The sequence below is a fragment of the Bradyrhizobium sp. IAR9 genome (genome assembly GCF_013408065.1).
In the GTDB taxonomy this organism is placed as follows: domain Bacteria; phylum Pseudomonadota; class Alphaproteobacteria; order Rhizobiales; family Xanthobacteraceae; genus Bradyrhizobium.
This window is the reverse complement of the sequence record NZ_JACBZW010000004.1, coordinates 570,771-582,118: the sequence shown is the minus strand read 5'-3', so window position 1 is coordinate 582,118 and position 11,348 is coordinate 570,771. Positions and strand designations below refer to the sequence as shown.

Sequence of the window (11,348 nt, the reverse complement as noted above, 5' to 3'; positions counted from 1 at the left end):
GCTCGTCCATGAGGTCAAGCCCCATTGGACAGCAGACTTGCAGACGCGGCAACATATGGCATTCCGCCGCTGGTGCGGTCGGCGCCGGCGTCACACCTGATCGGGAGATCAGGTTAAGGATCTTGGCTAAATCAACCAGCGTGTTTTGATCGCAAGCATTCAGATCGCCCTACGAGATATTGAGGATCTGCTCAAGCCGCGCGACCTCGCCTCGCAACATCTCGATAGCCGCGTCGCGGTTCTCCGAAACGTTCCAAGCAGTGTGGAGCGGCTCTCCAGCGTGACAGGGGCCGGATAATGCTCCGGCCTTGGCACTTCGCAAATCCCACCAGGTTCGGAATATTCGACGATAGAGTTCAGTTACCTCACCTCCCCTATCCAGCACTCCGGCTTTCTGTGCATGCAGCAGTTCCTGCTCATATCCGAGTTCCAGCAAGAGCTCAGCGCCAACCAAATCAGTCACGGTCTGCATCTCTTCGACGCTCAATTGAGATTGCCATGACTTGACAGAGCTTTCGTCGACGGCGTTTCGTTCCAGGATTTTTCGATCCCCAAAGCTGCTGGATCGAAGATAATCTGCTTGTCTCATCCCAGTCGATGTGACGGCCGCTGGGTCACAGCCGAGCCCCGTCAACAGACGCCGGGTTTCCTCGTCCGGATGCGCAACGAGCAATTCGTATTGCACGAACTGTGTCTGCGGGCGAGTGCGGTGCGCGGCGAGCTTGGGAAGGCCCAGAACCAAATCGGCGAGCGAAGTTATGATGACGTCGGGCAGACGGAGCATGAGATCGGCGAGACTGGATACGCTAACCGAATGCGAGCTTTCTGTCCGCAGTGGGATGCCCCACGTCGATTTCAGTGAAGCGGCGATGGCATACGGGTTGCGCATCAGAAGGATGTGTGGCGCTTCTGGATAGACAGATTCAAGAAATTCAAGCACTGTCCAATAGCGTGGTGTCTTGTCTATGATGATGCGCTTGCCCGCTTCTGCCAGATACTGATCGTATGCTGCATCGGCAAAAGCGCGGCTGACGATCGTGCGATCTATCCGCCCCAGGAATTCGGAGGTCGCGGCCTTGATCAGTGAGCTGCCCGCCGGGTGACGCTGATCCACCCTGCCAAATGCTTCAAGCGCCAACATCAACCAGGGTTCAGGCGGAGCCACGATGTCTGGATGGTGCTGGAGCAAGTGCGCCAGCAGTGTCGTCCCGGATCGCGGAAGACCGAGGAGAAAGCACACCGCAGGCGAGCGGCCAAAACGTCCGCTCATCGTTCAGACCCTCGTGCTTGAAAAGCAAACCCTGTCGGCGCTCGCTCGATTGAGCGAAAAATGCCAACCGCGCGATCACATGGGCAACCGCATGCGTACAAGGCGTCAAAACGACAAGAATTTTGTCTGCCACTCATGACTTGAGAACCGTTCAGTTTTGATCGATCGGGCGGGATCGCGGAAGCATAACTGCAATTGCCTCCTCGATCTCCCAACAGTTGAAACGAAGTGAAGCGCCACCTCAATTGCACGAAGGTTGATCGCAATATGGGAAGGTTGGGAAGAACTATACGGACGTTTGCCGAAGACCGCCCGCGGTAAATGGAAGGTTATTAGTGTAGTCATAAGCTGCCCGACGCTGGGGCATTGACGTCGTAAATGCGACATGCACCTCGCTGATGTTCGGCATACAAGAGCGGACAGCTCGGCAAGCGCGGCAAAGAAGCAGACTACATCGCGGACATCTCACTTGGCGGGGCGCAGCTATCTTGTCAGCGCGTATCGATCCTGACGCAACTTTGCCCTGAATGCTGCCGTTGGTCAGTCAAGACACTGAGCCATAGCTCCGGCCCGCCTGTTGTGCGCAAGCCCATCCGTCCGAACCATACCAACTATTTGATTTATCTGCTCTTGCAACCCTGGCGCTCCCCTAATCGGGGCTAAGGACGGTTGTCAAGGACGGAACCTGGCTTAATATGCCGCCGGATTTTACCTGATCCAGCAAGCGCTCTTGGCCGCATCTATACTGACGGAGACGACATTGTCCGGCCGTTCATGTGGGAGAGCAGATCAATCCATGCGCGTCTCGCAGAACTTGCCAGCTTTCCTACCATTGTGCTGGGCATCACTGGGCCACGGTGGACGATCCTGATGGCGGTGACCTATTTGGGCAAAGGAAAGGGTGTACCGGTCAATCTAGCGTCACGATTGATGCACGTCGACCCTTCCTTCGTGACGACCCATTCAAGGCTGCTAGAAAAAAACGGTTTGCTGCGGCATAAGTCCTCCGCAAAGGATGCCCGGATCCTACAGATGGCGCTGACGGCCAAAACGCGCTAGCATCTCGCGACTTTGGCGCCACGACAGGCACCGCAGGATGAGCTCGCTTTTGATGAAAGCGGCGTTGACCGATCAAGCGAGCGCACTGCTAAGCCTGCTACAGCGAGGCATCGCCTGGAAAGGGCCCGCCCTGGCATTATGAAGACCAAACGCACCCTAGAAATGGAGCTCCCATGAGTCTCCCATCCTTCGAATATGTCTTGGAGCAGCGCGGTCGAAGGTGGTTGTGGTCCGTGCACAACGCCGAGGGCGCGCAGGTGATGACGGGTTCAGGACGTAACCGCTCCGCCGCGATCTATCAAGCTAACAGAGCGCTTTTTCAATTGCTGTTGAGGGCGCCAAATCGTCTCGGAGCTCAAGCTAGCCAACAGGCTCGGCGCGGTCCGCTTACGCCCAAACTTTAGTCTGGCATGAGCTTCGAGGATGCCCCATTCGCGAGGTTCTTTCCATTCGGTTAAGGCGATCAGCCGATGTGTTCTGCCCAGCGCAGCCAAACTGCCTCGCCGAAGCTGAAGAAGCTGCCGCCAGAACGGATGCTAGATTCCACCCTTACGGGAGTTCGGCCGAGACTGGTCAGCTTCTCGAAAGCTAACGCGTCCAGGACTCGGCGTTGTGGTCCATCGCATCCGTTCCGGGACCGAGTGTTTCCGAATTTCATCTTCGAGACAGGGCTATGACCAAGGCTATGTCTTCACTCGCGATCATACATCGCAAGCGGCCGTCGCCCCCCTTCCAAGTCTCTTGATCAAAGATGAGGAGGCGCAGGAGCGCATTCCGCGACATTGAAGGCCAGCACATGCGTGAAAAACTCTCTCAGCGCGGATCGGCAAAGCCAAATGTGCGACAAATTTCTATAACAAAAGAGGGCGGCCCGCGAGCCGCCCTACCGCACCATCAGGCAGCGTCGCTCAAAATTAACGCTGATGTCCGAGTCCGATTCCGAGATTTAAGGCCTTCTGGCGTAGCGCGCCGGCGCTGCGTTTAGTCATTTTTGCTATCTTTATGACCGGGGTCCGAGCCTTCGAATGGACTTTGAGCTCTTTGATATCTGCCTTCGTCCACTCGCGCCGCTTAACGCGTTTCTTGGTTGCTTTTTTCACGATGAATGCTCCTTCTGAGAAGAGCGCTTGTAACATGGTTTTTTCGCAGCGCGACAGTAAAAAAAAGACAGCATGGGAACTCGCGCCGGGTATTAGCTCGGTCATGCTTTCGGAAGACAGCGCGTCTGGACTAGCGGCTGTGGAATTGTAAACTTCGTACAGACGCTGTGTGCGAGAGGCTTCGTTATAATTGAACGCAGCCCCAATCGACCCCTCTCTATTCGAAGCTAAGAACGTAGACTAACATGTTCTGGAATGAGAAAGCCAATCGCGATGAACCTGAACAGCTGCATCTCGGGGAGCTTCGTGATTTGGATTGAGTCTGGAGCGATCAAACATCGAGGCCCTCTGAGACATCGTGGCGATCTCTTGCTATGGTCACCTTTTGACAATTAGCGCGCTCGTTATCTAAACGCCAGAGACCCCATGGGGCTTGCGCGTATACTAGATCGCTCACGTCTTCGTGTCGGTCGTCCGGGCTCGGCTCAACGCGTCGGAGTGCACGAAGACATCAGCTCCTCCATTCCTTAGGTTGAATAAAGACATATCGTCCCTTGGTCGCGTTGGAGCACTTCACAATACCAATAGCCACTGCATTATGTCCAAACTGAACTTGGGCGATCTAATCGGGGTACGTGGCCATCAGCAAGGGCTTGAGCGGCAAGCCGTCACGCCGATAGCCCTTGCGCGGGCTCGTGCCGGGGAGCGCATTCTGCGCGCGCTCGTTTGTAGCTGCGAAGACACCCAGGGGCGGCTACTCCTCTTCGGATTCGTGCGCGATCTCCCGTCCAACCTGCCCCCTGCATAGCGCCCAGATCTAGCAGTTCGAGCCCTTCAAGAGTCTTCCTTCCCTCGTCGGTGATAATCCAGCACCCGGCCTCTCGCTCGATCAGCCTTTGGCCAAAAATATCGAGTTGGGGCGCGCGGCTCGCGATGCGCTTCATACGCGCCGGCCACTCTGGGCCGCTGCTGTAATAGATAGCCAAATGCTGTTTAACGACTTCGATGCTCGCCCGTCCGTGCGGCTGGCCGGCAAGTATCTTCAGTATGGACAGCTGAAAACTCACGCGAGCACGCCATCGAGTCGAGGAAAAGCTCCAAAATACTTATCCTGAGGGAAGCCGCAGCGCCGTGCGCCGCTTTTCAAAAGAAACCTTGCGCCGTAAGCCTGATGAAGCAGGATACCCACCTGCCGCCGACGCGGTAAGCAAGGCTCTCGACGGCATCGGCGACATCCTGCCCAGAGTGTTTTGAAGTGGGTCAGCGGAGACAGCCGCGTTGGCTACGCGTGTGACGAGGTCTCAACTGCCGTCTTCGACCGATTTGAGATCAAACTACGTCGGTGGTAACCGCGCTGTTCCACATCTTGGCGAATGACATTGCTCACTGAACGCACCGCACGCTTCTTTCGCTTCCAACTGCCGGCTAACCCCGCAGGGATCGCAAACCCTCGCGGAACGACCAAAAGATCGCGTCTTCCGTTCAAATAAATATCGAACATGTCGTCCCTCGTTTGATACAAGCGTAGATCGCGGGTTCATACATTTGGTGACATCGAAGCAACAGTTGCGCTTTAAGACTCTACGCGAGTTTTCTCCGGATTTCGCCCGCACTTGAGCGTGCATGGCGCAATCCCGCTTCTCCTTCGCGCGCTCCGCATTGCCGAGAATACAGGAGCCTTCGCACGCCTTTTTTTCGCTAACAGATCCCCTCATGGGGGCGTTGTTCTCGATAAGGTAATAAGCCTTGCAGGCAACCGTTGGACCGATAACGAGCCAGTGAACTGAATTGTCCTTCAGTAGACAGAGGCCTGATCTGTGATGCGACGGACTTTTGCCGCGCGGACGGATTTGATTGAGCATTGTCTTGCGTGGCCATCTTCTTTTGTTCTGAGTTATCCCTGACCGCGCGATCATATCGTACTCGGGTGCTGCTGTTTCAATGTACGTGACGACCGTCGCGGGCGCGATGGTGCCGCCGGACGTGAACGTGTTCACACCCCAACTTACCGCCCACTGGTCACGGAATACAGACATGGCGTTCATAGCGCGAACGCGAGATTCGCCAGCCACAAAGTGCTACGCTCCTCGGTCCAACTTGTGCCCTTGACAGCTGACCATTGGCCGACATGAGGTCGATATGGCTCAGCCTTCGTCAGATCGACACGATAATGACCATCCGCGTTTTAGGAATATTTCCGTCCTTGTCAGGAATATGCGCCCGAGCAAGTGGAGCGCACTCACCATTTGTGTTGAGCGTCTTCATGCAATACGCCGCGCCCTTTGAGACTGCATTTACTTTATCCAGCGGCCACATCGCCATTACCGAGGCGAATTTGATCAGACCGAGTTGTAGTTCGGCAGACCTATCATCTCCGCCTGCGGTAGTCGCGCCGGCCGTTGCGGCGGCGCCAGGCTGGCGGCGAAAGCGAGCAATACGCAGAAGGTAAACGCGGGATCGTGTTCCCGTCGCTGCGGCAAAGCAGAAAACGTAGGCAGAAACAGCGGTACAGACATAAGGACTGCTTCACCCATGTCGTGGGTTTCGAGGGGGCAATGAGGCTTGTCCTGTGTCGGCCCTCTTTGAATGCCGGCATGCTCAGGAAGCAAGATCTTTGTCGAGGAACTGTTGAGCGCAATCAATCGCGAAAGCGTAGCGGGAGGATATCCCACGGCCGAGCGCGCAGGGTCTGTTCATTCGGGCAGTCTTTGAGCGGACTTGCATGGTCTGACATAGGCCACTCACCCGCTGCAGATCGCGCAACACGTCTCCATAGCGGCAGCAAGCGCATTCTCGGAAAACCCGGCAAGTGCCAGGCGCCTGCTTAAATGTTCAGGAGAGCGCGCTGGTTTGAAAGGCAAATGCAGACAGATCAAGTCAGGTGCGATCGCATCGATGTGCTGCGGGCTCAAGTAAGCCCGATTCGGATGTCCGGGACAGGCTCGCGCGCAAACGGCTGAGCAGATGCCTTAACCGTCAAGGGCATCAATGTGTGCAGATTGGCTAACCACGCATACCCTTTGAAACAGCCATGGCCGCCAGAGGCAGACTTGTGCTTGACATGAATCAAACAAGACCGAATTGTGGGAGCGGATCCTTCCGGATGGCCCTGCCGGTACAACGCTTGACGGAGCGCTGCAGAGCCAGTTGAGCGGCAGGGGCAAACTCTCCAGCGAGGTCCGCTAGGTGTCGTGAGACAACAGGGCGCTCGCCGATTTGACGCCAGCATCACCAGTTGTTCTCGAATCGACGGTCGACGCGATCCTGTCCGGGATCACGCTTAGATTACAAATTGACCCACAATTCAATTCGCAGACTTCCCCAGCCAAAGTCAAGCTAACCAGCCCATGCCGGCGGCAATGCAGGCGGGGTTCGAAGCTCTATCACATCGGCGAAGACTGTCCAATCGCGAACACTCTTTTGCTTGCAGAAATTGCTCTCCGCCTGCTGTGCAGCAGCACTCAGCGAGGCGGCATCGACCTTGAACGCTGCCTGACAGGCACGATGTTCGTGTCCGGTATCGTCACAAACGGTCTTAATGAACCGAACATTAAATGAAGGCATGGCATCCTCTTCTTGTGGGTTTGCTTATCCACCATTCTGCCATTCGCGCCACAAGAGTATTTGATCTGCCTCAAGCAGCATCCCCAAGAGGTTGTCCGCTCGCTTGGCGGATCGCACTCTTTTGGGCCGAGGGATAACGCCTTCTGCTCTGCTCATGCCCTGGACTGACAAAATTGAGTTGCCGACGAATCGAGAATGTCTGAAGAGACGATTGAGAGCCGCATGCGCCGTTACGCCCGGGATGCCGGCTATTGATCTCTATCGATCCCATACTCAACCGCTGGCAATATGGAGACTTGAGAGGCCGCGAACTTTACACCGCGATACTTGATGGTCTCACGAGGCATTGCCGCAAACGCAAGTCATTGCGCCAATCAGCGGGCAGAGCCATTCTGACGCGCGCCGGCGGCCGGGACCTGCGAGACCTACGCGCACGTGATCGGGGGCCAATGAGGCGAACCGCCTGTGCGGCCGCGACAGCAAAGCCGATGATCACGCCTGTCGCATCCAACGTTTCGATGAGCCCAGGGTTCAGGACTTCAGCGCCGAAGCCTATGGCTGGGATCTGCCCGGCAAGGCCACCGATAATGCGAGGTGAGCAATCAATTGACCATCTGCTTGCCGGCTATCGCAGCATTGAGGACAAATGCTGTCGTGGCTCATTCGCGCGCGCTGCGCCTCAAATCAACCCCGCTACACGCTGGCGTGTTGCGGACCAACGCGAGGTCCTGGCGGATCGCCCGACTTGGGACATGTCGCCTGCCAACGCGGGCCTGTGCGGCTCGCAGCAGCCGCTCGAGCTCGGCCATTCTGGATACGCATCAGCTCTTTTTGACCTGTATCAATACTGCGGCGACTGCCTACTGATAGAAGTGAGCTTCCCCTCCAAGGTCACACACATGGCAGACAGAAAGACTTGGCGCCCCATCATCTTTTCACGTCCAGATACCGGCGACCGAGTTCAAGGACTGCGGCCGGACGTACCCGAGCCGCGTGCCGATGACCTGCACACAATAACCTGCGCCGCGTGCGAATGCGTCCACTTCATCGACCCGCGGACGGGCGCGATGATCGACGCCGAGCGCAGCTAGGCCCCTCCGAATGGAGTCAGGCGAGTTCCGGCATCTTCCGGTCCTCGGGGATGCCGCCCCGGTCACAAGGGCGCGGCTGACGTCATCACAACCCAATGCCCGACGCTGACGCCGTGGGACAAGGAAATTTCCCACCAACGAAGGATGTTCGAGATGACAGACCACGGGGACATTCGTCCCGCCGCGCGCCAGATTGCGGGAGCGGCGGTTCAGTTCAGCTTCTGCAGAACGGCGGTTAATACCAACCGCCGAGGTCTTGAGCTGATCCAGATCGATTCGACCGAAGCCCGGGAGTTGTTTCGCAGCGCCAATCCTAATATTTCGGTTGGCGAGCCGATCATGTCCCGGCACGATAAGTTCAACGGCGCCACGGCCGATAAAACCCCGGCCGCCACGCCGCCTGGGCAATATTGGGCTGAGCCTGCTCGCGCGGCGGTCCAAGCCATCTGGTCCGTAGTTCAGAAGGTTGCCTGAATTTGTCAGCCAGCAGCAATGAACACCGTCCAAGATCTACTGGCGACCTGACCTGGGAGCGGCTGGAAACGGCGCCGCCCTTTGGTCGGGATCTGGAGATTGCCGTGATCGAGGGTAATACCATTCACCGGGTGGTCTTTCCTTGCCGCCGGACCTTCGGCGGCTGGATCAAGGCCAAGACCGGAGAACACGTGGCCGTGCAGCCGACGCACTGGCGCATATGGCCAGATAGCGGCGGCCATCCTGCACAATAGATTGGTCTGAGTTGAGGCGCGTTCTGGTGGCCTCTCGTGGGAAACAATGTAGAGTCAATCGAATGAGAGGGTCTACCAGGAAACATGTCCGACCACGTCCGGTAAGGCTATGGCACTGCAGCGGCAGCCGCCGCGCTGGCTCTCGTGCTGTGCCCGGCGCTAAATCCGTATCTTCAGGACCTCACGTTCACGAACATCTACCTTCCAGTCCTCGTTTTGCTGCTTTCGTCGCGGCCGCGGCCGGGCGAACGCCGCTCCTCTGCTCTGCCTCATTACAGCATGGCCCTTCTTGTGAAAGGTCTGATTACCGATCCCGCAAACATGATCGATATCGCGGAATTCGCGAGCGCCATGATCGTGATTAACGAGAAGGGCATCACTCGCTCGTTCAGCGCCCCGGCAGTGCGTTTATTTGGTTGGTCTCCGGACAACGTGGTCGGTATGAATGTGTCGAGGTTGATGCCGCAGCTCTACCGCGCCGAGCATGAGCGCTACATCGAACGTTATGTGGCCAACGGCGAGCGGCCCATCATCGGCATGGGCCGCATCGTGGTCGGCGAACGGAGCGACGGCTCGACCTCCGTCGGTGAGGCCATAGCGCGCGCCGAACGGCTCTTCACCGGTTTCATCCGAAACGTCACTAAGAGCGGGCGCAGGAATGACGGTTGCAAGATCTGCCATCCGAACTCGTGCACGTGTCGCGGCCGACCGCCATTGGTGAGATGGCATCGTCTATTGCCCATGAGGATGACCCGCCCGCTCTCCGCAATTACAAGCAATATGCGCGAACAAAGGCTCTGCTGGCACCCGACAAATCGGACGCAACTGCATTGGTGATGCACTCGAACATGCCGCCCAAGAGGCTCTACGCGCCAAAGATATCATCAAGCGCAGGCAGGAATTCGTTGTCAGGGGCTTGCACACTGTGGAGAGGCGCCCACGCTCCTTGAACAAGCTGTGGCTCTGGCCTAGTCGGCCCCAAGGAACAAGGCGTACGCGTGATGACCCGCAGCGACCGCGACATGATCGTCGACAAGATCCAGATCCAGATCCAGATCCAGATCCAGATCCAGAAGGTTGCGCTGGACCTGATGTGCAATGCAATCGAGTCCATGGCCTCCTGCCGGCGCCGCGAAGCTGCCAACCTCGAGAGGTTTACCGTTGCCGATAAAGGCCCCGGCATCAGCGCTGATATCGCCGACCGACTGTTCCAGCCCTTTGTCACGATTAAAAGGCATGGCATGGGTGTGGGACTATGCCGGACGATTATCGAGTCGCATGGCGGATATATCGTCGCGGAAGCGAATCCGGGTGGCAGCACGATCCTTCAGTTCAGCGCGCCATTTGCGGAGCTTAATGAAGAGACATGATTGGGCGGCGCATTCTTGTGATCGACGACGACGCCGCAATGCGGGACTCACTCGCGTTTCTTCTTGATGTAAACGGTTTCTACGTAGCAACCTATGAGACGGCGACCGCGTTTCTTAATGACGTGGCGAGCGGTCCAGTTGATTGCATTGTGTCAGACATCCGTATGCCGGGTATGAGCGGTCTCGAACTAGTCAGTAAAGTGAAGGCCAATCGCGACAACTGCCCCGTCGTTTTGATAACTGGTCATGGCGACGTATCGCTCGCAGTCGAAGCGATGAAAGCGGGTGCGGTCGACTTCATCGAGAAGCCGTTCGTGGAGGACGTGCTATTGCGTGCGATCATTAGTGCTTTGGAAGCGCGGCCAACGAAACTAACCGATAACGCAGCGAAACTGCAGGCGGAAGCCAGCCTCGCGGGCCTCTCCTCGCGCGAGCGTGACGTCCTGCAGGGACTATTAGCCGGCAAGATTAACAAGGTGATCGCCCATGATCTCGGCATCAGTCCCCGGACAGTCGAGGTTTACCGTGCAAACCTCATGGCCAAGACCAATGCCCGCAGCATGTCTGAGTTGATGCGGATCGCCATTACCGCGGGACTCTAGCACCAGCGCAAATGGCGCGAATGGCTTATTCCTGCATCCAAGCTGCGCAGTCCAGACGGCGAACGGAGGGTTTTCAGGCGTACCCGCGCCGAGCGGATCATGTTTTCGGTGACGGCTACCGATGCAACACACGCTGCTGGTTACTTGAATCACGACGGCACATGACGAAGATCATTACGTCGGCCCAAATTTGTGCTCCGATGGACAGCAGCTGCCGTGAACGGTTCGACTTCCATCGCATTGAGCACAAGTGCGCATCTTGACGCTGTGGCAATCGGCTACGAGAGGACCATCATTCGCTCATTGCGCCCGGCTGGGCGACAGTCACTTCGGTCTTCGAAATCGAACGGTCGCGTACTTTGGAGCGAGCCGAAGCGGCACTGCGGGCACGGAACGCCGGCATACCAGCGCGCGCTGAGTGCGGTTCCGGCCGAGGCGCGCCGCCCTAACCATCGTCACACACCATTAAGGGGGTACGACAGCGGATCGCATGATCATGAGCGCGTCGACCACGTCGGCCAGCGTACATCGATCGGGATGCCGTCAATATCCACCTCGTCACCT

At 57.2% G+C, this 11,348-nt stretch carries 10 protein-coding genes; 7 read left to right on the top strand and 3 right to left on the bottom strand.

What is annotated here, in order from left to right; all coding sequences use genetic code 11:
* Positions 1–169: 169 nt before the first annotated feature.
* On the bottom strand, positions 170–1,270 hold the full coding sequence (locus GGD67_RS14695; RefSeq protein ID WP_179733742.1) for a sulfotransferase: 1,101 nt from the start codon (positions 1,268–1,270) through the stop codon (positions 170–172).
* An 870-nt stretch (positions 1,271–2,140) separates the two neighbouring features.
* On the opposite strand from GGD67_RS14695, the gene GGD67_RS14690 reads away from it, so the two are divergent.
* A complete protein-coding gene (locus GGD67_RS14690) occupies positions 2,141–2,329 on the top strand; it encodes a MarR family transcriptional regulator (protein WP_179733740.1) in 189 nt (62 codons plus the stop codon).
* Between the two features lie 914 nt (positions 2,330–3,243).
* Here the strand turns inward: GGD67_RS14690 and GGD67_RS14685 are convergent.
* Complete coding sequence (locus tag GGD67_RS14685; protein ID WP_210286471.1) at positions 3,244–3,465, bottom strand: hypothetical protein; 222 nt, start codon at positions 3,463–3,465, stop codon at positions 3,244–3,246.
* Between the two features lie 3,300 nt (positions 3,466–6,765).
* On the bottom strand, positions 6,766–6,993 hold the full coding sequence (locus tag GGD67_RS14680) for a hypothetical protein (protein WP_179733738.1): 228 nt from the start codon (positions 6,991–6,993) through the stop codon (positions 6,766–6,768).
* 752 nt (positions 6,994–7,745) lie between these two features.
* Between GGD67_RS14680 and GGD67_RS14675 the strand changes: the two genes are divergently transcribed.
* The 6 genes from GGD67_RS14675 (at position 7,746) to fixJ (ending at position 10,784) form a co-directional block, all read left to right on the top strand.
* Entirely contained in the window at positions 7,746–8,084 is a 339-nt protein-coding gene (locus GGD67_RS14675; RefSeq protein ID WP_179733736.1) for a hypothetical protein, read from the top strand.
* 153 nt (positions 8,085–8,237) lie between these two features.
* The gene (locus GGD67_RS14670) at positions 8,238–8,558 is read left to right on the top strand and encodes a hypothetical protein (RefSeq protein WP_179733735.1); all 321 of its coding nucleotides are present in this window, start codon (positions 8,238–8,240) and stop codon (positions 8,556–8,558) included.
* Between the two features lie 2 nt (positions 8,559–8,560).
* A complete protein-coding gene (locus GGD67_RS14665; protein ID WP_246790797.1) occupies positions 8,561–8,812 on the top strand; it encodes a hypothetical protein in 252 nt (83 codons plus the stop codon).
* A gap of 321 nt (positions 8,813–9,133) precedes the next feature.
* Positions 9,134–9,649 carry a PAS domain S-box protein gene (locus GGD67_RS39360; RefSeq protein WP_246790796.1) on the top strand — a complete coding sequence of 172 codons (516 nt, stop codon included), beginning with the start codon at positions 9,134–9,136 and terminating at the stop codon, positions 9,647–9,649.
* A gap of 164 nt (positions 9,650–9,813) precedes the next feature.
* Entirely contained in the window at positions 9,814–10,182 is a 369-nt protein-coding gene (locus GGD67_RS39355; protein WP_246790795.1) for an ATP-binding protein, read from the top strand.
* Positions 10,179–10,784, top strand: a complete 606-nt coding sequence (fixJ, locus tag GGD67_RS14655) for a response regulator FixJ (protein ID WP_179733733.1) — start codon at positions 10,179–10,181, stop codon at positions 10,782–10,784. The genes GGD67_RS39355 and fixJ overlap by 4 nt, the downstream gene beginning before the upstream one ends.
* Positions 10,785–11,348 lie beyond the last annotated feature (564 nt).